At 63.0% G+C, this 21,756-nt stretch carries 21 protein-coding genes; 7 read left to right on the top strand and 14 right to left on the bottom strand.

Annotated elements, in window-relative coordinates; translation table 11 throughout:
- Positions 1–5: 5 nt before the first annotated feature.
- From R3E82_07450 to R3E82_07425, 6 genes are read right to left on the bottom strand one after another with little or no spacing between them, the layout of a single operon-like run.
- Positions 6–1,697 (bottom strand): BatD family protein, encoded by a 1,692-nt coding sequence (locus R3E82_07450; GenBank protein ID MEZ5550704.1) that lies wholly within the window; start codon positions 1,695–1,697, stop codon positions 6–8.
- The gene (locus tag R3E82_07445) at positions 1,694–3,418 is read right to left on the bottom strand and encodes a VWA domain-containing protein (protein ID MEZ5550703.1); all 1,725 of its coding nucleotides are present in this window, start codon (positions 3,416–3,418) and stop codon (positions 1,694–1,696) included. The genes R3E82_07450 and R3E82_07445 overlap by 4 nt, the downstream gene beginning before the upstream one ends.
- Complete coding sequence (locus tag R3E82_07440; GenBank protein ID MEZ5550702.1) at positions 3,411–4,415, bottom strand: VWA domain-containing protein; 1,005 nt, start codon at positions 4,413–4,415, stop codon at positions 3,411–3,413. The genes R3E82_07445 and R3E82_07440 overlap by 8 nt, the downstream gene beginning before the upstream one ends.
- Positions 4,412–4,909, bottom strand: a complete 498-nt coding sequence (locus R3E82_07435; protein ID MEZ5550701.1) for a DUF4381 domain-containing protein — start codon at positions 4,907–4,909, stop codon at positions 4,412–4,414. Before R3E82_07435 ends, R3E82_07440 begins: the two co-directional genes overlap by 4 nt.
- A 37-nt stretch (positions 4,910–4,946) precedes the next feature.
- Positions 4,947–5,861 (bottom strand): DUF58 domain-containing protein, encoded by a 915-nt coding sequence (locus tag R3E82_07430; GenBank protein ID MEZ5550700.1) that lies wholly within the window; start codon positions 5,859–5,861, stop codon positions 4,947–4,949.
- A gap of 7 nt (positions 5,862–5,868) precedes the next feature.
- On the bottom strand, positions 5,869–6,840 hold the full coding sequence (locus R3E82_07425; GenBank protein ID MEZ5550699.1) for a MoxR family ATPase: 972 nt from the start codon (positions 6,838–6,840) through the stop codon (positions 5,869–5,871).
- Between the two features lie 105 nt (positions 6,841–6,945).
- On the opposite strand from R3E82_07425, the gene R3E82_07420 reads away from it, so the two are divergent.
- From R3E82_07420 to R3E82_07405, 4 genes are all read left to right on the top strand, one after another.
- Positions 6,946–7,167, top strand: coding sequence for a DUF2835 family protein (locus R3E82_07420; GenBank protein MEZ5550698.1), 222 nt, complete (start codon positions 6,946–6,948; stop codon positions 7,165–7,167).
- Positions 7,168–7,177: 10 nt separating this feature from the next.
- A complete protein-coding gene (locus R3E82_07415; protein ID MEZ5550697.1) occupies positions 7,178–8,227 on the top strand; it encodes a quinone-dependent dihydroorotate dehydrogenase in 1,050 nt (349 codons plus the stop codon).
- 101 nt (positions 8,228–8,328) lie between these two features.
- On the top strand, positions 8,329–9,543 hold the full coding sequence (locus R3E82_07410; GenBank protein ID MEZ5550696.1) for an ammonium transporter: 1,215 nt from the start codon (positions 8,329–8,331) through the stop codon (positions 9,541–9,543).
- Positions 9,544–9,650: 107 nt separating this feature from the next.
- Positions 9,651–11,126 (top strand): hypothetical protein, encoded by a 1,476-nt coding sequence (locus R3E82_07405; protein ID MEZ5550695.1) that lies wholly within the window; start codon positions 9,651–9,653, stop codon positions 11,124–11,126.
- Between the two features lie 71 nt (positions 11,127–11,197).
- Here the strand turns inward: R3E82_07405 and R3E82_07400 are convergent, their stop codons facing one another.
- The 4 genes from R3E82_07400 to R3E82_07385 all read right to left on the bottom strand — a co-directional run bounded on the left by R3E82_07400 (position 11,198) and on the right by R3E82_07385 (position 13,922).
- Positions 11,198–12,142, bottom strand: a complete 945-nt coding sequence (locus R3E82_07400; protein MEZ5550694.1) for a D-alanine--D-alanine ligase — start codon at positions 12,140–12,142, stop codon at positions 11,198–11,200.
- Between the two features lie 71 nt (positions 12,143–12,213).
- The gene (locus R3E82_07395) at positions 12,214–12,744 is read right to left on the bottom strand and encodes a GNAT family N-acetyltransferase (GenBank protein MEZ5550693.1); all 531 of its coding nucleotides are present in this window, start codon (positions 12,742–12,744) and stop codon (positions 12,214–12,216) included.
- 21 nt (positions 12,745–12,765) lie between these two features.
- Positions 12,766–12,981, bottom strand: a complete 216-nt coding sequence (locus R3E82_07390) for a hypothetical protein (GenBank protein MEZ5550692.1) — start codon at positions 12,979–12,981, stop codon at positions 12,766–12,768.
- Positions 12,978–13,922, bottom strand: coding sequence for a C39 family peptidase (locus R3E82_07385; GenBank protein ID MEZ5550691.1), 945 nt, complete (start codon positions 13,920–13,922; stop codon positions 12,978–12,980). The genes R3E82_07390 and R3E82_07385 overlap by 4 nt, the downstream gene beginning before the upstream one ends.
- On the opposite strand from R3E82_07385, the gene R3E82_07380 reads away from it, so the two are divergent.
- Positions 13,923–14,168, top strand: coding sequence for a glutaredoxin family protein (locus R3E82_07380; protein ID MEZ5550690.1), 246 nt, complete (start codon positions 13,923–13,925; stop codon positions 14,166–14,168).
- Here the strand turns inward: R3E82_07380 and R3E82_07375 are convergent.
- From R3E82_07375 to R3E82_07365, 3 genes are read right to left on the bottom strand one after another with little or no spacing between them, the layout of a single operon-like run.
- The gene (locus R3E82_07375; protein MEZ5550689.1) at positions 14,142–14,969 is read right to left on the bottom strand and encodes a TatD family hydrolase; all 828 of its coding nucleotides are present in this window, start codon (positions 14,967–14,969) and stop codon (positions 14,142–14,144) included. The genes R3E82_07380 and R3E82_07375 overlap by 27 nt on opposite strands.
- 59 nt (positions 14,970–15,028) lie before the next feature.
- Positions 15,029–16,987, bottom strand: coding sequence for a transglycosylase SLT domain-containing protein (locus tag R3E82_07370; GenBank protein MEZ5550688.1), 1,959 nt, complete (start codon positions 16,985–16,987; stop codon positions 15,029–15,031).
- 18 nt (positions 16,988–17,005) lie between these two features.
- Entirely contained in the window at positions 17,006–17,479 is a 474-nt protein-coding gene (locus tag R3E82_07365) for a universal stress protein (GenBank protein ID MEZ5550687.1), read from the bottom strand.
- A 58-nt stretch (positions 17,480–17,537) separates the two neighbouring features.
- On the opposite strand from R3E82_07365, the gene R3E82_07360 reads away from it, so the two are divergent.
- Both R3E82_07360 and topA read left to right on the top strand, forming a co-directional pair.
- Positions 17,538–18,119 carry a hypothetical protein gene (locus R3E82_07360; GenBank protein MEZ5550686.1) on the top strand — a complete coding sequence of 194 codons (582 nt, stop codon included), beginning with the start codon at positions 17,538–17,540 and terminating at the stop codon, positions 18,117–18,119.
- A gap of 79 nt (positions 18,120–18,198) precedes the next feature.
- The gene (topA, locus tag R3E82_07355; protein ID MEZ5550685.1) at positions 18,199–21,003 is read left to right on the top strand and encodes a type I DNA topoisomerase; all 2,805 of its coding nucleotides are present in this window, start codon (positions 18,199–18,201) and stop codon (positions 21,001–21,003) included.
- A gap of 51 nt (positions 21,004–21,054) precedes the next feature.
- Here topA and lexA read toward each other — a convergent pair whose 3' ends face one another.
- Positions 21,055–21,657 (bottom strand): transcriptional repressor LexA, encoded by a 603-nt coding sequence (gene lexA, locus R3E82_07350; GenBank protein ID MEZ5550684.1) that lies wholly within the window; start codon positions 21,655–21,657, stop codon positions 21,055–21,057.
- Between the last annotated feature and the right edge of the window lie 99 nt (positions 21,658–21,756).

Raw genomic sequence — 21,756 nt, 5'->3', positions numbered from 1 at the left:
ATTCTTCACGCCGACAGGGGCGGTAACTGATCGAGAGCCTTTCGCCTGGTTCGCCTGCCGGTATGTCTGCGGGCTTCCCTGCGCGCCACGGAGAGCAGCTCGCGGAGAACCTCGGTACTGAATGCTGTGGCTCCCGGACGATCCGGGTCAGCCTGATAGAGCAGGGCATCCAGAGCGTCGAGCTGTTCGGCTGCGCCAGGCAGACGGCGGAACTGCTGCAGAGCATCCTGTACGGAACCACCATAGAGTTTGTGCAGGAAGTCGAGCAGGGTGCGGCGAATCGCCAGGAGGTCGGCGCCCCGCAGCGCCTTCTCGAGAGACCTGAAATCTGCCTGCTGGGGATGCATTTTGGAAGACCGGAGGTCATTCGGCACCAGCCGGTATGCCGCGTAGGCGAGGGCGGCGAGCAGCAGCAGCGCGGCGGTGGTGAGAGCGACTGACCGCCAGGGCAACAGGGAAGCCGGACCACCCGTTGCCGGCACCGGAGTCGCGGCCGCTTCTGCAGGTGCTGCCGGTGCGGCCGCTGCATCCGAGGTGGCGGGAGGTTCCTCGAAGACGGCCTCGCCTTCGATGGTCAGTTCCTTCGCCTCCAGAGATGCTGTTCTGACCTGATCCGCCACGGTATCCCACCAGGTTACCGAGACCGGCGCCAGACTCACCTTCCCCGGCGCGGTCGGGATCAGGGCGTAGCGCTGTGTGCGACTGCCTGTGACACTGTCCGCGGCAGTGGATTCTTCGAGCTGGGGCGCTTCGGGATAGAGCTTGAAGTGGGTGTCAGGCAGGCTCAGACCCAGAGGCGGTATCGCACTCGATGTGTTGCCCTCCACCTTCAGTCGCATCGTCAGATGCAGTTGACTGCCCACATCGATGTCAGTGCGCTCCGGCTGCCAGGCCTGACTCAACTGCAGGTTGCGTGCGGGCAGCCAGGGTACCCCGGGCGGATAACTGTCGGGAATCGGCAGCACGTCGAGGGTGATCGCCTCGGTGCTCACCCGGATTCCGGAGCGGCGGATACGGCCGCCACTGGTAAGCCGCACGCTGCTGGTAACCGAGATCGGCTCGATTTCCAGCGGGCCGCTGCGCTCGGCGAACAGGGCGAACCGCTGTTCGATCACGCCGTAGCGCAGGCCTCCCCGGATCGTCGAGTAGGAGCGGGTCTCTCCCAGGGGGATGACCACCGCGTCCGGCAGGTCGGGTACACCGGGAAGGTCGCTGTAGATCTGGACGCCGTTTGAATAGAACAGTCTGCGGATCAGCACCGTCTCTGCCTGCACGTAAACGGGGTTGGTGCTGATTTCGGTCTCGAAGAAAACCATGTTCTCGATCGTCTGGCGCAGACCGGGATCCAGCGGCCGCACCATCAGGGTTACCGCTTCCGATCGCTCGCCGCCGACCTCTATCGAAGGCACTCTGATTTCGCCGGTGTGTTTCGGCCGCAGATTGATCTGATATTCGACCATGGCGGTCGTGCGCCCGTTGATGCTGCTGATCCGACTCGACGTCTGGGAACCCAGCACTTCGAAATCCTCCTCTAAGGGTGCGAGATCGGGTGCCTGGGCCTGGGCCTGGCCGTCGATGCGCAGGATCAGCTGGACGGTTTCCATCTCATCCACCAGACGGGGCTCGAGCACCGTGTGTACGGCGGCTTGTGAAACCCCGGTGAAAATCAAAACCAGCAGGCCGGCGAACCGCTTCACCAGATCTTCTCCGTTTCTCTGCCACTGTAATCGCCGCTGCGCAGCCGCTGATTGGTCTCGTACTGGAATTTCCGCCGGAGCAGGCCGCCAGGATCGTCCGGCACCCGGCGCAGCCACTGTTCGAGTGCTTCCTGGCGCTCGTCGCGACTGCTTTCGCCTTCGTCCGTTTCACCGGGTTCTGCCTGATCATCGCTCTGGGACTGGTCCTGTTCCGACGCTTCCGGCTCTGGAGGCTCCTCCGGCTGGTCACCCTGCTGCTGATCGTCCTGGGGCTGCTGACCTTCGTCGCCATACTGGGGCTGATTCTGATCCTGGGGGTTGCCGCCGTCTTCGCCTTCGCCCTCGGAATTCTCGGCGGAGGACTGCTGCTCTTCGAGCATCCGCTGCACCAGTTCCCGATTGAAGCGGGCGTCTTCGTGGTCTGGCTGACTGGCCAGGGTCTGGTCGTAAGCGGCGATCGCTGCTTCGAGTTCGCCGGCCTGGGCCAGTGCATTGCCGCGGTTGTAGGCAGATTCCGGGTCTTCGAATCCGGCGAAACTCTCGGCTGCGCCACCGAAATCGCTGCTGCGGTACTGAGCGATCGCCCGCCACTTCGGATCGGTGAACAGAGCCGCCGCCAGCTCCGGGTCACCTTCGTTGAGACTGCGGTATGCCTGCTGATCGGCGCGCTGCCACAAGTCTTCCCAGATGCCCGCCTGGGCCGGGGGTGGCAGGATGCACAGACACAGGGCGGCAAACAGCCCCCGCCGGAAGCCGAGTAACAGAAGCGGCAGCAGGGCGAGGGCCGCCAGATACCCCCTGTCTGCCCAGGTATCGAATTCCCGCTCGACTTCCCGGGTCCCGTCTTCGCTCGGCAGTGGCGTGGCAAGCAGATGGTCGATGTCCGTGTCGCTGAGTTCCAGGGTCCGGTAACGGCCGTGGCAGTTCGTGGCGAGGGCGGTGAGTCGGTCTTCGTCCAGGCGCGCGATGATGGGATCGTTGCCCTGGGTGCGCAGAACCTGGCCCGCCTGATTGACGAAGTCCAGGGGGATAGTGCCTCCGGCAGTGGTTCCGACGCCGAGTATCGACAGGGGAAAACGCCGATCACACAATACCCGGACGCTGCCGGGATCATCGATTGCGTCCGTAACCAGCAGCAGGCGGCCCTGGGGAATCCGGGCGTTTTCGAACAGCGCCCGGGCAAGGGTCAGGGCGTTTTCCAGATTGCTGCCCAGCACGGGCATCATTTCCGGTCCCAGGGAGGCCAGCAGATTCTCGATGGTGCGGGTGTCATCCGTCAGAGGCGCGACGGTATGCGCGTCCCCGGCGTAGGCGATCAGGGCCGTATAACCTTCCGTACGAGCGCGCAACACATCGGTGATCTTCTGACGCGCCCGGACCAGACGGGAAGGCTTGATGTCCCGGGCAAACATGCTCAAAGACAGATCGAACACGATGACCAGGGCGTCGTTCTTCTGTTCTACCGGCTGTGGCAGACGCTCCCACGCAGGGCCTGCAAGGCCGACGGACGCCACTGCCAGGGCAAAGGCCACTGCCCAGGCGAGTCTCTTAAAGCCGCTGTGCCCGACCGGGTCCAGCAATACTGCAAGCAGCACCGGATCAATACTGCTTTCCCAGTGGGAGGCCGACATCCGGCGTCGCGCCCAGAGCACGGCGAGCACCAGGGCCGGCAGGGCGGCGAGCAGCCACCAGGGGCGCAGAAAGAGGAAGGAGTCAAACACGCCCCCACCCCCGCCAGTCACAGACGATCAGCAGCAGAAAGAGCAGGAAGCCGGCAGCCAGCGGCCAGTGGTAGAGCACGGCAATGGGCCGATAGGTTTCCGCTTCCTGTTCGATGGGCTCCAGCTCATCGATGATGGCGTAGATCTCCACCAGCGTGGTGGTGTTCTGGGCACGGAAATAGCGGCCACCGGTGGTGTCGGCGATGGCGCGCAAGGTGTCTTCATCGAGCTCGGCGGAAGGATTGACGACCCGCGAGCCGAAGACGCCGAAGATGCTCGGCAGGCGCATCTCGTCCGCGCCGACGCCAATCGTATAGACGCGGATGTTGTCGCCGGCGGCCAGTTCGGCGGCCTTCACCGGAGCAACTTCGCCGACGTTGTTCGCGCCATCGGTGAGCAGGATGAGGACACGGTCCCCAGCCGGCCGCTGGCGCAGCCGCTTCACCGCGAGGCCGATGGCATCTCCGATAGCCGTTTTGCCACCAGCGATACCCACGGGTGCTTCGGTGAGCAGGCTCTGGACGGTCTCCAGATCGAAGGTCAGCGGCGCCTGCAGGTACGCGTTGGTGCCGAAGAGGATGAGGCCGACACGATCCCCCTGGCGCGCGGCAATAAACTGACTGACCACGTTCTTTACTACGGCGAGGCGGTTCACCAGCTGTCCGCCGAGCTGCATGTCCTCTGTACCCATGCTGCCGCTGATATCCACAGCCAGCATGAGATCCCGGCCGGTGGTGGGCAGGGTGATGGCTTCACCCGTCCATTGCGGGCGGGCGGTGGCCACCACCAGTGTTGTCCACACCAGCCACATCAGCAGCACGCGCCAGGCGATGGTGCCGCCACCCAGCGCTCCGGCACCCGGGTCGACGGTGCGGAAACTTGCCACATCCGGGACGGTCAGAGCTGCCTGCTCGCGCTGCAGCGCGGGCCACAACCAGCGCAGCAGTGCGGGGAGAGGCAGCAGCAGGAACGCCCAGGGCCAGATCCACTCGATCATGCGTTCACCCGATCGGTGGCTGCCCGGGCGTGAGCGAAGAATTTCAGCAGCAGGGGATGCAGCGCTTCGATGTCCGCCTGTGGGTCGGCACGGAAGCGCTGATTCCCCAGCAGTTTTCCAGGCCCACGGGTGAAACCATCGGCACCCAGCTGTTTGTCGAGCAGTGCCAGCCATTGATCGTCGTTGGCTTTGCGGGCCTGGTATTCGCCGAGAGCAAAAATCATCAGTCGCTTGAGCAGTTCATTGCTCTGATGCAGATAGTCGGGCGGACTGATGAGACCGGCGCGATAGTCGGCATACAGCTGCTGATACAGTCGCCTGGCGTGCTGCACCGGACGCTGTCGCTGCACCCGCCGGAGAATCCGGCGCAGGAGCAATACCATGGCGACCACTGTCAGCAGTGCGAGCAGCCACCAGCCCGGAGCGGGCGGCCACCAGCCGGGCGCCACTGGCAGGTGAATGTCCCGCAGCTGCTGGAGCAGATCAGATTCCATCAGAGCGCACGAGTCCTGGGCTGAGGGTGTCCGGGCATCAGAACCAGCCTCGATTCAGGGCCAGAGATTCGTTGGTGGGCACGAACTGATAAGCGGCCATGGTCTGTTCGCAGACACGCTGAAACTGGCTCTGATGATCATCGAAGCGCTGACGGTACTGACTGCGCAGCCGGGAATTGCCGGCGTGAAACTGCCAGCGGTCCACACCGTCGGTCACCGTATAGCTGTCGGATGGTGGCAGTTCCCGCTCGAGGGGATCATAGATGCGCAGGGCGATGACTTCGTTGTGCCGGCCCAGCTCACGGAAGGCGTCACGCCAGTGGTCGCCCATGGGCTCGAAATCGCTGATGAAACAGATGCGGTAGTTGCGTCTCGCGAGTCGGCGCAACTGGGCGAGGGCGTCTGCCAGCTGGGTGAGAGACTGATGTGCGCCACCGCGCCGCAGCGACTGATTCTGGCGGGTGAGATCACCCAGCAGTCGCGCCACGGATTTCACATTGCGATAGGGTTTGTGTATCAGGTGGCCGCTGTTACCGATCACCATGCCACCGACCCGATCGTTGTGAGACAGCGCCTGCCAGGCGCACAGGGCAGCCGCTTCGGCGGCAGCGACGGATTTGAGACGGATCTGGGAGCCGAAGAACATGCTCTGGGTCTGATCGACCACAAGCAGGGTAAGCCGCTCGCGTTCCTCTCGAAACACCTTGGTGTGCGGTTTGTTCTTGCGCGCAGTCACCCGCCAGTCGATGGTGCGGACATCGTCACCCGGCTGATAGGCCCGCACCTCAGAAAAATCGATGCCCCGTCCCCGCAGCTTGGAGATGCGGATCCCGGCCTGGTTGCCCATGACACGGGCTGCGGGATCTGTCGTATTGGTGCGCCGGTAGCGCAGGGCGAGCAGGTCGTTCAGCTCGACGTAGGGACCGGTGAGGATGGGCTCTGGTGCCGCCACAGTTCGATCAAGGCACAGGGACCTGGTCGATGAGGATATCGACCACATCGTCCGCGGATACACCCTGGGCTTCGGCATCAAAGGTCATGATGAGGCGATGGCGCAGCACATCGTGGGCAACCGCCTGGACATCGTCTGGCGTCACAAAATCCCGCCCCTGCAGCCAGGCCAGCGCCCGGGCGCACTGATCCAGCGAGATGGTGCCCCGCGGGCTGGCCCCGAATTCGAGCCACCGGCCCAGTTCGCCACGGGCTTCCCGGGAGGCCATGACCAGACTCACGATGTAGCGTTCGACGGGTTGCGCCATGTACATCCCGAGGATGGCCTGGCGGGCGGAAAAAATATCCTCCTCGGTGAGCCGATAGGGCGCCGGAACGTCCTTCGCCTTGCGACCGGATTCGGTGCGCACCAGATGCAGAATTTCGGTTTCGGCTGCTTCGTCCGGATACCCGACCTTCACGTGCATGAGAAAGCGGTCGAGTTGTGCTTCCGGCAGGGGATAGGTGCCTTCCTGTTCGATGGGATTCTGGGTGGCCATAACCAGAAACAGCTCCGGTAAGGGGAAGGTCTCGCGACCCACGCTCACCTGGTGCTCGGCCATGGCTTCGAGCAGTGCCGACTGGACCTTCGCCGGTGCCCGGTTCACTTCGTCTGCCAGCAGCAGATTGTGGAAAACCGGTCCCCGCTGGAATTTGAACGACCCGTCCTCGGGCCGGTAGACCTCGGTGCCGGTCACGTCGCTGGGCAGCAGGTCGGGAGTGAACTGAATCCGGTGAAAGTCCCCCTCGACAGCGCTGGCGAGTTCCTTGATGGCCCGGGTTTTTGCAAGCCCAGGGGCACCCTCCACGAGCAGATGACCGCCGCACAGGAGTGCGGTCATCAGCCGCTGCAGCAGATGGTGCTGGCCGATGATGCGCTTTTCGAGCCAGGCGGTAACCTCCGCGACCCGTTCCTGCTGAACGTCTTTTACGGCTTCCATCGGCTTAAAGGATGTCTCCGGTGTTCGTATCGAGCGGCGCACTATACTCCATTTGTCAGGTCAGTTTTCCAAGAGACCCAGCGGCGATCAGCCACAGCGGCAGGGATGCGCGAATACATCATCGACATCGAAATAGACCGCGTACGCCTCCTCGCGTTCTATCGGGGCAGTGTCAATGCGGTGCAGGGGGTGGCCCGCAGTGGTGAGCGTCTGCGTCTGCCGTTGTCCTGTCTGCGACCCTGGGTCGGTGCAGGCGGACTGAAAGGGACCTTCCGCCTGGAGGTGGACGATCGACGTCGACTGCGGTACATCCGCCGGATCGCGTAGAATCCCGGCCATGTACGAATTCGCCCGCCCCCTGCTGTTTCTGCTCGATGCAGAGCGCGCCCATCATCTGGCACTGCAGTTTCTCCAGCTCTCCGGCCGTCTCCCCGGCAGCCTGCATCCGCTGCGCGGGGCGGCGCCCCTTGGTTCAGCCGGTCGTTTCATGGGACTGGAGTTTATCAATCGACTGGGTCTCGCCGCCGGGCTCGACAAAGACGGGGTGGCGATCGAAGGCCTGGCGCGACTGGGCTTCGGCTTTATCGAAGTGGGCACCGTGACTCCGCTGCCACAGCCGGGCAATCCCCGGCCACGCATGTTCCGCCTGGTGGGTGAGCGGGCGATCATCAACCGGATGGGCTTCAACAATCAGGGCGTGGAGGCCCTCGCCGGCCGTCTGCGCGGAGTACGGGCGCGGGATCGTCTGCGTGGAACCCTGATCGGAGTCAATGTGGGCAAGAACAGGGACACACCACTGGACTCGGCGGCCGACGATTACGCCCGCTGTATCGAGGCGGTCTATGACTGTGCCGATTATCTGACTCTGAACCTTTCCTCTCCCAACACCCCCGGCCTGCGTGCATTGCAGGCGGGGTCAGCACTGCGGCAACTGCTCGATGCAGTGTGTGGCACACGCTCCCGGCTGGCACAGGGCGGTCGTCGCGTACCCCTCGCGCTCAAGGTGGCTCCGGATCTCACCGAGGATGATCTCGACGAAATCACTGCAGCATTGAGTGAGTTCGATATCGACGCCCTCATTGCGACCAATACCACGATTTCCCGACCGGGACTCGATGGTCAGCGTCTGGCACTGGAAGCCGGCGGACTCAGCGGTGCGCCGCTGGCGCCCCTCGCGCGGACCGTGGTGGCAGGGTTCCGGGCCCGTCTCGGCACGCAGATGCCGATTATCGGCGTGGGTGGGGTGATGGACAGTGCCCGGGCTGGCGCCATGCTCGGGGCAGGTGCCGATCTCCTGCAGGTTTATACGGGATTTATCTATTCGGGCCCCGGCCTCGTCCGGGAACTGATCAATGCCGGGGGCTGGGTGCCTGCCGGCGGCGGCTGACAGCTCCGGCTCAGCCGTGTCGCCGACTCTGGCGGCTCAACGTCAACTTGCGTAGAGTTTTGTCGGGGAAAAACGGCAGCCGCCAACTCAGGGGAGAAGAAATGCTCGATTCCGGAAGCACGGCCTGGATCCTGACAGCAACCGCTCTGGTTCTGTTCATGACGATTCCCGGATTGTCACTGTTCTACGGAGGGCTTGTTCGGGGTAAGAACGTCCTCAGCGTACTGATGCAGTGCTTCGCCATCACCTGCCTGATGTCGCTGCTCTGGGTGGTGGTGGGCTACAGCCTGGCCTTCGACAATCAGGGGTACGGGTTCATCGGAGGGCTCGGCAAAGTCTTCATGTCCGGTGTCGGCGAGGCCGCCCTGTCCGGTGATATTCCGGAAATCGCTTTCGCCCTGTTTCAGATGACGTTCGCCATAATCACGCCCGCGCTCATCGTCGGCGGGTTTGCGGAACGCATGCGGTTTTCCGCGGTACTGATATTCAGCGCGCTGTGGCTGCTGCTCGTCTACGTACCCGTCTGCCACTGGGTCTGGGGTGGTGGCTGGCTCGGGCAGATGGGGGTGATGGACTTCGCCGGCGGTGCGGTGGTGCATATCACGGCGGGCAGCGCGGCCATCGTCGCAGCCATGGTGCTTGGCAATCGCCGGGGTTTCCCGGAGACCGCCATGATGCCCCACAATATGACCCTCACCGTCGCGGGTGCCGGCATGTTATGGGTCGGCTGGTTCGGTTTCAATGGTGGCAGCGCACTGGCGGCCAATGGCGACGCAGCGATGGCCATGTTTGTGACTCATACCTCCGCGGCAGCTGGCGCGTTTACCTGGCTGTTGTGTGAGTGGGTGCGTTTCGGCAAGCCCAGCGCGCTGGGTGTGGTGACCGGGATGGTTGCAGGACTGGGCACCATCACCCCGGCGTCCGGCTTCGTAGGACCCGGTGGTGCGGTGATCATCGGCATTTCAGCCGGCATCGTCTGCTTTGCGGCGACCAATTACCTGAAAAGAACCCTGCGCATCGATGATTCCCTGGACGTGTTCCCCGTTCATGGTGTGGGCGGCATTCTGGGCATGCTGCTGACTGGCGTGTTTGCCAGCAATGCGCTCGGCCTGTTCAGCGGTCAGCAGGACATCGTGATTCTCGATCAGCTGGGCATACAGGCGGTCGGGATTGTGGCTGTGCTTGTCTATACGATCGCTGTCAGCTATGTACTGCTCAAGATCGTGGACCTGATGGTGGGCAATCGGGTGCCGGAAGATCAGGAAGTGGAAGGCCTGGATATCGCCCAGCACAACGAGCGGGGTTACAACTTCTGAGATACCGCAGCGGGGGATTCCCGATCTGAGAAGCCGCGCACTGCTCTGGCGCTAAAGTTCACAGCCACCCGGCCGACAACCTTGATGGACCCCCATGGAAGGTGGCTGTGAACACAATTCAATCTGGTACTTTTTCCCAAGTTTATCCGCAGACTGCGGCAGAGGCTGCCGGTGCAGGCAGTGCAGCCGCGCTGGCGACATCTGCACCGAAACCGGCGGCGGCTGCGGCCACCGTGCCCACGCACAGGGTAACGCCGAACGCGACGGCGGCATCGGGTACAGCGAACGCTGCTCCCCAGCACATGCTGGGATATCTGAGTCCGGCCTATTTCATGGCCGCGATGCAGATGATGCCGACCCAGAGCATGTTTCCCGGAATGATGCCTTTTGCGGGTGTGCCAGCTCAGAGCGCGGCTGCCCCACAGATGCCGGGCGCCATGACACCGGCGCAAGGATCCGCCGCACAGACCGGCGGACACGTGACCGCCAATACCACCAATTCCCTGGCGGCAGCCCAGACTTCGATGGCAGGATCGATGCTGCCTTCCAGCATGGGCGCCATGCAGGGCATGGGCGCCATGCAAGGCATGGCGGGTGCGATGGCGATGCCCATCGGCTTCGTGTTTGCCCAGCCGATGATGCTCAGCCCGGTACTGTTCGGAGTGTTCTTCGGCTTCGCCGCGATGCCCGCCATGAACGTGCCGCCAGCAGCACAGCAGCCGGCTCAGCCCGCACAACCAGCCCCCGCAGATCCGGAGGCCGTGGCTGAACAGCCAGCGGCGGCGACGACGCCTGCTGCCCAGATCCCGGCCGGAGAATCCGTGGATGAGGAAAACGCGGCGGTGAAACCTCCGGTCGTGGAAGTCGGCGCGGAAGAATTCCGCAGGCTTCGGGCGCGCAGCAGCAAGCTCGAGACCTCACTTCAGCTGTCGCTGACGACGAAAGACGGCGACACGGTGACTCTCGATTTCAGTCAGATCGATCTGCTGGAGAAATCACGTTCCCAGGGTCAGGCGGATGGCAGTAAGGGAAGCCGGCATCGCAGCCTTGTCGAGAGTCATGACCGGGTGGTGAACATGAGTGTGCAGGGAGATCTCGATGAAGGCGAGCGTTCAGCAATCGACGCGGTGCTGGCGGAAGTCATCGATCTTGCCAACCGGTTTTTCACCGGCAACCTGGATGGCGTGATGGAACGTCTCCAGTCCTTCGATCTCGATACCGAGGCCCTGGCGGAGTTTTCTCTGCAGATGAACATGACCAGGAGTGTGAACTTCTCCCGCGCCCACCAGCATGGTCGCGGGCCAGAGATTCAGAAACTGGCGAGCCGGGATGGCGAGGTCATGAAGATGCTCGAGTTCTTTGCAACAGAACAGCGCACGCTCATCAGATCCGCTAGTGAGGTGCTCGATGCACCGAGCGCGGTGAAGCTGGTCAAGGGCCTGCTGCCACCCCTGCTCGATGATTCTTTTGCCCGCCTGGCCCAGGCACTGGATGACGCCGAAGAGCCGGTGGCTGGCGACGCCAGCGAAGGGGATGTGGTCGCCGTGCAGTCACCGGATGAGGAATCACTCGAAGCCTGGTAGCGACGGCGGATGGCCCCCGGCGACAGCCCGCGCCGGGGGTTCCCTGGCGGAATCGAGCCCGGGAAAGGGCCTCAGCCCTGTGCCCGGGCGAATGCGCTTCTTACCAGCACGTCCACCAGGGCTGGAAAGTCGTAGCCGATGGCCTTTGCAGCATCTGGAAACAGGCTGGTGGGCGTCATTCCGGGGAGGGTGTTTACCTCCAGCAGCACGATCTCGTCACCGTCTGTGACAATAAAATCCGCTCGCGACAGATCACGCAACTGCAGTCTGATGTGCGCGGTGACAGCAATCTGCTGCAGACGCTGGTTTACCGCTTCCGGCAGCCGGGCGGGGATGATGTGATCGCTGCGTCCCTGGGTGTATCGATTCGTGTAGTCGTACCACTCATTCTGGGCGGTAGCGATCTCGATGACCGGCAGTTCCTTCGGCACAGCCCCGTGCAGATCCAGTACACCGACGGTGATCTCCTTCCCCAGAACATAGGGCTCGACCAGCACGCCGCCACCGAAATCAAGGGCTTTGCGCAGGCCGATCTTCAGATCGCCGCCATTGGCTGCCAGGGTGACCCCGATGGCGGAACCCTGACTCAGCGGCTTGATGACCACCCGGTCGCCGAGGCGTTCGAGCACCTGCCGCTCGGCGTCCACCGGATCGCATCCCGGCGCAATCACCACGTCGTCGACTACCGGCAGCCCGGCACGCCGGAAGACGGCCTTGGCGAGGGATTTATCCATCGCTACCGCGCTGCCGTGGACGCCACTGCCGACATAGGGCAGGCCGAGGATCTCCAGGAATCCCTGCACGGTGCCATCCTCTCCCGGAGGTCCATGCAGGGCCGGGAAGACAACGTCCGGAGCCAGCTCGATCAGCCGCTGGTGGATTCGTGCGTCCAGTTCCACCAGGGTTGCCCGATGGCCGGCCTCGGTCAGTGCTGCTGCGACCCCTGTGGCCGACACCCGTGAGACTGCAGCCTCCGCCGAAGGACCGCCCATCAATACCGCTACTGCCAGACTCATAGACGATTTCCTTTTTCCGGGAGAACCGGTTGTCTCCGGAGAACCCGACTATTCCGCAGAACCCGGCGCGTTCAACGATGCAGGCCGGTGCGGTCGTGCACCCAGGCCCAGCGCTGATGATCCCGCCAGTGACCATCGATGAACAGATAGTCCCGACACAGACCTTCCGCCTCGAAACCGCACTGGGCAACCAGCGCGATCGAACGCTGGTTGCCGGGCTGGATGTTGGCTTCCAGCCGGTGCAGACCGAGCTGCTGGACGCTCAGCAGTTTGAGCTGCTCGAGCCCCTCCCGCATCAGCCCGAGACCGGCAAACGGCGCACCCACATAGTAGCCGAGAGTCGCGGAAAGAAACGAGCCACGAACGATGTTGTTGAGGTTGATGACGCCGACGATGGCGTCGTCGGCGGTATTGCACACCAGCATGCCTTCGTGATCGTCCTGCTGTGTGCGCGCGAGGTAGGCGTTAAAACTCAGATCGGTGAGCGGTGGTGAGATCCAGGGATGATGCAGCGCCTGACTTGAGCGCATGAGATCGAGGAACTCCGCCCGATCTGTGGCGGCGACGGTGCGAAGGTAGGTGCGAAATTGTGGTGTCGCCATGGCTCGTCGGAGATTCTCTGTTCAATCGCTGTGATGCTGATTTTCGAGGATGAAAATTTCCCACAGGGCGGGTGGAATCATCGCCAGACCCAGTACCAGGACGTGCAGAGGATGGGGAGACAGGCTCAACAGCCAGACCCCCTCGAAACTGAAATTCGCCGACCGCCACATCATCAGTCCCGCGGTGGTGAGCGCGAAGCCTGCCATCAGTAACAGGAATCGGGTCAGGTATTTCATGGCAGGAGAATATACGCTGCACCCCGATGACGGAACCACGCCTCGCTGAAGGCTGTAACAGGATAGCGGCGGTTGACTGCACCGTGGTGGGGGGCCGCGGGGTCATTGACCAGCACGCTGTCGCCCTCGAGTCCGTGCACGACCACCAGATGGCCGGCTGTTGCGGCCATGGGAGCACCTGGAAGGGTACCGGCACTGAAGCGGATACTGGCCACCACAGGCAGATCGCGCTCCAGGCAGGCGATCACCGGAGCCCAGCCTTCGAACAGCTCAACTGCACCGATACTGCCCTGGCGACTGGCGGCATGAATGGCCAGGGGCCATACCCCGTAGGCGCGGGTGAGCGGATCGAGGCAGGCGGCGATGAAGCGTTCGCGCACGGGCAGGTGGCCGTGATGGGCGAGCACCATGGCTGCACTCACCGGTGAGCAGATACCGGCAGCGTGACGGGGGTTCTCCAGCATCTGACTGTAGGCGGGTGGCAGACCGGTACGAAACGCGCGCGCTCCGGCGGGGCTTCCACAGCCCGGCATGTCCGCTTCGAGCAGAGCAGGACGGGCACTCACTGAAAACAGATAGCGCTGTGGGGGGTGCTGTGACCGGCAGTGCACTTCCAGGCGTACCCGCGAAAGCGGCATGAGACTGTGGTAGCAGTCGATGGCGGTCTGCACCTGACTGTCACTTGCGTTGGTGAGGGTTTCCCGTCCGGGTACCCGGGCGAGGGGATAGCGTGTCTCTTCTACACACAAGCAGAACTGAAAGTCGTAGTCAGCCTCACTGAGTAACGAAAAACTGGGTGCGACGATCTGACCGGCCGGCAGTTCAGGCAATTCGATCGCTGTCAGCCAGCCGTCCCCCGCGCACTGCCAGTCCGCCGGACCTGCCACGGGAAACGGATATTGCTGTAGAGTCAGTGCGTCTGCGAGCCTGTGCGCGTACATTTGAAAGACCTCGTCCTCTACTCGACCGATCACTGCACTCTGTGCGACGCGGCATTGGATCTGCTGCTCAGTATGCCAGAACTCGGTGGATGCTCGGTGCGGGTGGTGGATGTTGCGGTGGACGATGCTCTGCTGCAGCGCTACGGGGAGCGGATACCGGTCCTTGCTGCAGTGAAGGAACGGGTGGAGTTTACCGGCCCCTTCGAGCGCGGCCGGTTATCAGCCTGGCTCGGGGATCTGCAGTAAGCGCAGTGCGTTGTTGCGTGTCTGCTCGGCAATGAATGCGGGTGACTCCCGGCGCAACCGCGCGATCTCTTCGACCACGAAGTGCAGCAGGGCCGGCTCGTTGCGGCGGCGGGGCGCTGCCACCGCGTGTGTCGCGTGCCAGTCGGCGGGTGTATTTCCGGGCAGCAGGAAGGGGGCGTCGGTTTCGATCAGCAGTGCATCGATCGGGATCCGCGTCACCAGCTCACGCAACCGCCCCCCGCGACGTCTGTCGCAGATCCACCCTGTGATACCGATGCAAAAGCCCAGCGCCAGGTAACGGCTCAGATCTGCTTCCGTGCCGGTGAAACAGTGGACGACCACAGCGCTTAATCTGTCTGCTGCACCGGCCAGTCGCTCCGCTGTCTCACCCGCACTGTCACGATCATGGACGAACAGCGGCAATCGGCTTTCGATCGCCACCTCGATCTGCGCGCTGAACACCGAGCGCTGTACTTCGGCGGGTGAAAAATTCCGGTTGAAATCCAGTCCGGTTTCACCGATTGCCTTCACGCAGGGCGCGCGGGCCAGAGCGAGCAGATGTTCCGCAAAGTCGGCGCCTGCACCGCTGGCATCGTGGGGGTGAATGCCGGCGGTGCAGTGGAGACCACGCGGCTGACAGTAGGCAATGTTCTGTATCGTGGACTCGATGCTGGTTGAGGTTACCAGCATGCCGGCCACACCCTGGTCGCGGGCCCGCGCCAGGACGTCTTCGCGATCGACATCGAACTGAGGATGGAGAAGATTCACGCCGATATCAAACAGGGTGGGAGTCTCAATCATCTGCTGGCCGCGGGAGCCCTCGGAGTCCGGCCGGAGGTGGACAGAAACTTCGAGGCTCGCTAAGGGATATGGGATTCCTGAGTCTGCAGCATGGGCATCGGGCTGCCCAGCAGGTGGGAATAGACCAGCGCGAACGCCAGAACGTTTTTCACATAGTCCCGGGTCTCCCGGAAGGGAATGGTCTCGATCCAGACATCCATTTCCGTGCCGCTGGCGTCCCGGATCCAGCGCTGCACCCGGTGTTCACCGGCATTGTAGGCCGCAGCCACCAGCGGTCGACGATTGCCATAGCGGTCCATCAGGGCGGCCAGGTGATGCCCGCCGAGTTCTATATTCAATCCCGGGCGGTAGAGGTCACTGGCGCTGGGTGCCGAAACACCGATACGTCTGGCAACCTGTTCGGCCGTCGGCTGCATGAGCTGCATCAGTCCGCGTGCGTTTGCATGTGAGCGCGCGGTCGGGTCGAAGGCGCTTTCCTGGCGGGCCACCGCAAGCAGAAAGGCCTGCGGTACCGTGGTGATGTGACTGATGCGCTCGAACTCCTGTTCGTAAACCACGGGAAAGCGGAGATTGACCGCATCGTGCAGACCGCCGCTGTTGGCTGCGGCGATGGCCTGTGTGGTCCAGCCGAGTTCAGCGACGAGGGTCGCTGCGGTGGCACGCTCGAAGATGTCGAGCTGGGGCAGAAGTCGAAACCATTCGCGCCGGGCGTTGATGATGTCACCCACCGCATAGAGTTCGGTTGCCCGCTGCACGGCTACGCGCTCCTGGAGACGCCCGATATCCTGGGCCTTGACTGTCGTCGAGTGATTGTTGAGTTCGACCGGTACTCCGATCCGCTCCGCTGCAAGGAAGCCGTAGTAGTCCCGCCGCCCCGCGAGTGCGGCGAAGGTTTCTCTGGCGCGCTCAGACCTGGCTTCGCCGGCATCGAGCGCGCGCGCGAGCCAGTACTGCCAGATCCGTTCCGCGCGAACTTCCGCGTCCAGTTGCTCGATCCAGTACAGGGCGGCCTGCCACTGAGCCTGGGTCACGGCCGCCTTCGCCATTTCCGGTGCCGCAGCGCGACGTCGCGGCTCCGGGATCAGCTCCGGATGCTCGGGAAACTGCTTCATTCGGGCGTGCCCGGTGAGCAGCGCCGTCTCGATTCTTTCCGACAGATCCGCGGTAAATGCATGGCTGTCCTGATAACCGAGCCAGGCCTTAGCCGCATCCTCCGGTGCGCTTGCCGACAGCCGGATCAGTCCATGCGCGATTACCTGACGTGACTGGGCGTTGTCCGTGCGGAAGCGCTGGGCACTGGTGATCGTGGCCGGATTGTTGTGAACCGCGTAGTAACTTTCAGCCACTTTGGCGATCGGGCTTTCGAAGAAGCGCAGCAGGTAGCGGGCCAGGGTTCGGTTGTTGGCGTCGATGGCCAGCGTAAGGCGCTCCCACACCATGGCTTCTGTGAGGTTTCCGCCCGCGATCCAGGACTCGAACAGCGGGTCGCAAGCTTTCGGCTGGGAGTGTGCGGATATCCACAGGTAGGGAACCTGGGAGTAGGCGGTGGCTTTCTGGTCTGTGGCGAGCAGCGCGCGAAGGTGGTAGCAGCGCAGTTCGGCATCACTGCCGGCCTCAAAGTGGTCGATGAACGTCTGCCACTTGCGCTGGGTGGCGAGGCGCTTCAGCCAGCGGTTGAAGAGAATGTCGGCAACCGGCAGATCGGCATGGGTGGTGCGGAAATCCACCACACTGGCGGCACTTGCCGTGGATAGCCGGCTCTGCAGGGCGTAATAGTCCAGGTAGGGCGCCAGGGGATAATCCGACAGCTCAGTACGCGACTTGCGGAAATCGTCCATGCGGCCGGCGGTAAGGTGGTCGAGGGCCGCCTTGTAGGCAGTGCGTTCCTCGTAACGGCTGCTGGCCTGCGCGACAGGGGCCGCAGCCGCGGTCAGACACAGGACGGTCCAGGCGCAGAGCAGGAACCCGGCACTGGGCAGCCGTGATGGTAAACGGTGAGTAATTCTCTCTGGAAACATCGAAGCGGGACTGCGCCGTCAGGCGTTCTCCGCTGCCTGAGGTTCCGGATCCACGCCAACCCGCACGGCGATCACGTCACAGGCCGCACCGTGGAGAACGCCGTTGGCGGTAGATCCCAGAAGCAGGGCGAGACCATGCCGGCCGTGGCTGCCCACCACGATCGCGTCGGCCTGTTTGGATTCGGACACCCGCTGAATTTCACTTTCCGGACGTCCGAATATCAGGTACTGACGTTCCGGGGGAATGTTCAGCGTGGCTGCGAACTCAGCGAGATGGGATTTGGCCTGCTCATGGATCTGTTCCTGCACGGAAGAAAGGTCCATGGGGATGTCGCCACCATAGGCCAGGCTCAACGGTTCGATGACATGTACGACGTGGAGCTCGGCGTCGAAAGCCCTGGCCAGCGCAACCGCGCGTTTTGCGACCTTGACGGACTCCTCCGTGAGATCCACTGCCAGCATGATGCGGCGGTAGCCGCCGACTTCAGGCATGTTGCCTCTCCCTGAGGGTTGCGGCGACGATACACCCTGTGAATCGAGGGAATCAACTGTGAGCTGGATTGTGATCGCCGTGGTGGTGCTTGCCGCTTTCGGGCCGGTGTTGTGGATTCTGCCGAGCAGGAAAGACCGTCGCCTGGCGGCACTGCGCGCGAAAGCGAGGGAGGAGGGACTTGTGGTCGATCTGCGCAGTCTGCCGAAACGCAATGCGGCCGCCCATGAGCGGGTGTCTGCCGCAGGCCAGGTCCGGGATCCGGTGGTGGAAGTTGCCGCCTATACCCAGGGTCTGGAGCGGAAACTGCGCAACCTGCCCGTCTGGCGCCTGCAGCGGGGCGAGGAGGAGGGCGAGACAGGAAATGCGCCCCGTGAGGGGTGGATCTATCTGGACAGACCCACCGGGAAAGCACATGTCGCGGCGATGCTGGAGCTCGCAGACCCGCTGCTGGCGGCATTGCCGGCAGACGTTCTGGCCCTGGAAGTTGCGCCGCGAAGTCTGCTGATTTACTGGCTCGAGGGCCGTGAGGCCGGACCGGAGCAGGTCGGCGAACTGGCCGCGCGGTTGCGGGAATTCGGGGCCCGGCTGCTGGCGCTGGATGAGCGGATCAGCGCCAGGTCCGAGGACGAGGATTCTTGACAGCCATTTCGACGAACCCGTATAACGGCGCCGAATTCGATTCAGGAGCAGCGATCCTTGCGCTGCATTCAGGAGCGCAATGGCCCGTTCTCTCGTCATCGTCGAGTCGCCCGCGAAAGCGAAGACCATCAATCGCTATCTCGGCAATGACTTCATAGTCAGATCCAGTGTGGGTCATATCCGCGACCTGCCGGTGGGCGGCCGGGTGTCGGATCCGAAAGCGCGCGCAAAGGAGGCGGCGAAGACCCGCAAGCTGCCGCCCGAGCAGCGGGAAGCCTATAAAAAGGAGCGGGCACGACTGCAGCTGATCCGACGGATGGGGGTCGACCCGGAGGGCGACTGGGCGGCGGAATACGAAGTTCTGCCCGGCAAAGAGAAAGTCGTCGCCGAGCTGTCGAAACTCGCTGAGAAAGCCGACGCCATTTACCTGGCGACGGACTTCGATCGCGAAGGGGAGGCGATTGCCTGGCACCTGCGCGAGACCATCGGCGGTGACCCCCGGCGCTATCGCCGGGTGGTTTTCAACGAGATCACCCGGAAGGCCATCGCCGAAGCCTTCGAAGCACCCGGTGAACTGGACATGAATCAGGTGCACGCCCAGCAGGCGCGGCGGTTCCTGGATCGTGTGGTTGGCTTCGAACTCTCTCCTCTGCTCTGGGCCAAGATTGCCCGGGGACTGTCCGCCGGACGGGTACAGTCCGTGGCCGTGCGGCTGGTGGTGGAGCGGGAACGGGAGATTCGCGCATTCGTCCCCGAAGAGTACTGGGAGGTTTTCGCGGATCTGGCACGGCCCGGTGACGATGAACCCGTCCGTTTCCAGCTGAGCCGGGATTCCGAAAACGTCTTCCGGCCGGACAACCGCGCTGCCGCGGATGAGGCACTGGCGCGGCTGAAAAGCCGACAGTTCGAGGTGGATTCCCGGGAAGACCGGCCTACCCGCAGCAGGCCGGGAGCACCCTTCATTACCTCCACGCTGCAGCAGGCGGCGAGTACGCGGCTCGGGTTTTCGGTGAAAAAAACCATGACCATGGCCCAGCGCCTCTATGAGGCCGGCTACATCACCTACATGCGCACGGATTCGACCAACCTCTCCGGCGAAGCCGTTGCCGGCTGCCGCGATTATGTCGCGAAGAAATTCGGCGCTAACTACCTGCCGGACAGTCCCCAGGTTTATACGAGCAAAAAGGATGCGCAGGAGGCGCACGAAGCCATCCGTCCCTCGAACGTGGGTACCCTTGCAGAGCACCTCAGCGGTGTGGATGCAGACGCGGTGCGGCTGTATGAACTGATCTGGCGGCAGTTTGTCGCCTGCCAGATGGTGCCTGCTGAATACCTCAGTACGACCGTGCTGGCCAGAGCCGGTGAGTTCGAGTTGAAGGTCCGGGGTCGGATCCTGAAGTTTGATGGTTACACCCGGGTACATCCGCCCCAGGCGCGCAAGGATGAGGATCGGCCGCTGCCGGATTTTCAGGTAGGAGAAAGCCTCAAGCTGGTGGCCGCAGAAGGCGTGCAGCATTTCACCAAGCCGTCTCCCCGGTTCGGCGAAGCCAGCCTGGTACGGGAGCTCGAAAAGCGCGGTATCGGTCGTCCTTCCACCTATGCAGCCATCATCTCGACCATCCAGGATCGGGGCTATGTCACCCTGGTCAACAAGCGCTTCCACGCCGAGAAGATCGGCGAACTGGTGACCGACAGGCTCATGGAGCAGTTCGAAAACCTGCTCGACTATGGATTTACCGCACGGATGGAGGGTGAGCTCGACCGGATCGCCGAAGGTGAGGCCAACTGGCGGGGTGTGCTCAACGGCTTCTACTCCGATTTCAGTGGGAAACTCGACAGCGCGCAGCGGGCGGAGGGTGGCATGCGAGCCAATCAGCCCACGGATACCGATATCCCCTGCGCCACCTGTAACCGGCCGATGCAGATCCGCACCGGCAGCACGGGTGTGTTTCTCGGCTGTTCCGGCTATTCGCTGCCCCCCAAGGAACGCTGCACCAGAACCCTGAATCTGATTCCCGGTGAAGAAGCCGTCGACACGGACGAAGATGCCGAAGGGGAGTCCCGCCTGCTGCGGGCAAAGCGCCGATGTCCGATCTGTGACACGCCAATGGACAGCTATCTGATCGACGAAGCCCGCAAGCTGCACATCTGCGGCAACAATCCGGACTGTTCCGGTTACGCCGTGGAAACCGGCAGCTTCCGCATCAAAGGCTACGACGGCCCGGTGATTGAGTGCGACAAATGTGGCGCTGACATGCAGCTCAAATCCGGACGTTTCGGCAAGTACTTCGGCTGCACGTCGGAGACCTGCAGGAATACGCGCAAGCTGCTGCGCAGTGGCGAAGCCGCACCGCCGAAGTCGGACCCGGTGCCCATGCCCGAACTTCGCTGCGAGAAGGTGGACGACTACTACCTGCTGCGCGATGGTGCGTCCGGTATATTCCTTGCAGCCAGCCAGTTTCCGAAAAACCGGGAAACCCGGGCACCGCTGGTATCGGAAATCCGCCCTCATGCCAACGAGCTCGATCCCAAATTCAGCTATCTGCTGGATGCGCCCGAGAAGGATCCGGAAGGCCGACCTGCTGTGATCCGCTACAGCCGTAAGACGAAGGAGCAGTACGTCCAGTCCGAGGTGGAGGGCAAGGCGACAGGCTGGAAGGCCTTCTACCAGAACGGTCGCTGGGTGGAAGAAGCTGCACCTGTGGCGAAACCGGCTGCCCGGAAAAAAGCCCCGGCCCGGAAGAAGTCGGTGGACGGCAAAGCGGAGACTGCAGAGAAACCTGCGCCGAAACAGAAAGCGCCGAAAAAGAAAGCGCCGAAGAAAAAGGTGCCGAAAAAGAAGGCACCCGGAAAGCAGCCGGTTAAAAAAGAAACGGGTGAATAGGCCCCCTGGAACGGCGCAGTCCAAGCACCGGCCCGCAGGCTGGAGTGGCCTTCAGATCCGCTGGCGGATAACCCCGACGCTGAGTCCCTCGATCTGGAACGCCTGGGTTTTCAGATCCACTTCGATAGGCTCGAAGTCCGCATTCTCCGGCAGCAGCAGAATTCGATTGCGCTGACGTGTCCGCTGAAAGCGCTTCACTGTGACTTCGTCTTCTATCCGCGCCACGACGATCTGGCCGTTACCGGCTTCCGGCGTCTTGTGCACAGCGAGCAGATCGCCATCGAGGATGCCGGCGTTGCACATGCTGTCTCCCTGCACTTTGAGCAGAAAGTCCGCCCGGGGATGGAACAGGCCGGCGGGGAGGTTGAGCCGGTCTTCGATGTTTTCGGCAGCGAGGATGGGGTTACCGGCTGCAACCCGACCCACCACTGGCAGTCCGGTCTCATCCGGCAGGCGGATTCCCCGGGAGGTCCCGGGAATCATCTCGATCGCCCCTTTGCGGGCCAGAGCTTTCAGATGCTCTTCCGCCGCATTCGCGGAGCGGAAGCCGAGCTCCTGTGCGATATCTGCCCGGGTCGGCGGATAGCCGGTGTCTGAGATGTACTGGCGGATGATGTCCAGAACCTGGGCCTGGCGGGAGGTGAGTGTGTCCATCGGTACCGGTTTGCCTGTGTGGATATACAGTGGGCTGTGAGTATATACAGTAGCTGCGTTCATTGCACACCCTTCTGCAGTTTCTTAATATCCGCCTCT

This window comes from Pseudomonadales bacterium (genome assembly GCA_041395945.1).
Taxonomy (GTDB): Bacteria; Pseudomonadota; Gammaproteobacteria; order Pseudomonadales; family Azotimanducaceae; genus SZUA-309.
Note: the sequence above shows the minus strand (reverse complement) of the source record. Positions and strands in the feature narration are given on the sequence as shown.

Excerpts from the sequence above, each read along its gene's own strand:
- R3E82_07370 (MEZ5550688.1), bottom strand. The coding sequence starts at position 16,987 with ATGTTTCCAGAGAGAATTACTCACCGTTTACCATCACGGCTGCCCAGT.
- R3E82_07425 (MEZ5550699.1), bottom strand. The coding sequence starts at position 6,840 with ATGGAAGCCGTAAAAGACGTTCAGCAGGAACGGGTCGCGGAGGTTACC.
- R3E82_07440 (MEZ5550702.1), bottom strand. The coding sequence starts at position 4,415 with ATGATCGAGTGGATCTGGCCCTGGGCGTTCCTGCTGCTGCCTCTCCCC.
- R3E82_07435 (MEZ5550701.1), bottom strand. The coding sequence starts at position 4,909 with ATGGAATCTGATCTGCTCCAGCAGCTGCGGGACATTCACCTGCCAGTG.
- R3E82_07410 (MEZ5550696.1), top strand. The coding sequence starts at position 8,329 with ATGCTCGATTCCGGAAGCACGGCCTGGATCCTGACAGCAACCGCTCTG.
- R3E82_07385 (MEZ5550691.1), bottom strand. The coding sequence starts at position 13,922 with ATGTACGCGCACAGGCTCGCAGACGCACTGACTCTACAGCAATATCCG.
- lexA (MEZ5550684.1), bottom strand. The coding sequence starts at position 21,657 with ATGGACACACTCACCTCCCGCCAGGCCCAGGTTCTGGACATCATCCGC.
- R3E82_07420 (MEZ5550698.1), top strand. The coding sequence starts at position 6,946 with ATGCGCGAATACATCATCGACATCGAAATAGACCGCGTACGCCTCCTC.
- R3E82_07415 (MEZ5550697.1), top strand. The coding sequence starts at position 7,178 with ATGTACGAATTCGCCCGCCCCCTGCTGTTTCTGCTCGATGCAGAGCGC.
- R3E82_07395 (MEZ5550693.1), bottom strand. The coding sequence starts at position 12,744 with ATGGCGACACCACAATTTCGCACCTACCTTCGCACCGTCGCCGCCACA.
- R3E82_07390 (MEZ5550692.1), bottom strand. The coding sequence starts at position 12,981 with ATGAAATACCTGACCCGATTCCTGTTACTGATGGCAGGCTTCGCGCTC.
- R3E82_07400 (MEZ5550694.1), bottom strand. The coding sequence starts at position 12,142 with ATGAGTCTGGCAGTAGCGGTATTGATGGGCGGTCCTTCGGCGGAGGCT.
- R3E82_07365 (MEZ5550687.1), bottom strand. The coding sequence starts at position 17,479 with ATGCCTGAAGTCGGCGGCTACCGCCGCATCATGCTGGCAGTGGATCTC.
- topA (MEZ5550685.1), top strand. The coding sequence starts at position 18,199 with ATGGCCCGTTCTCTCGTCATCGTCGAGTCGCCCGCGAAAGCGAAGACC.
- R3E82_07375 (MEZ5550689.1), bottom strand. The coding sequence starts at position 14,969 with ATGATTGAGACTCCCACCCTGTTTGATATCGGCGTGAATCTTCTCCAT.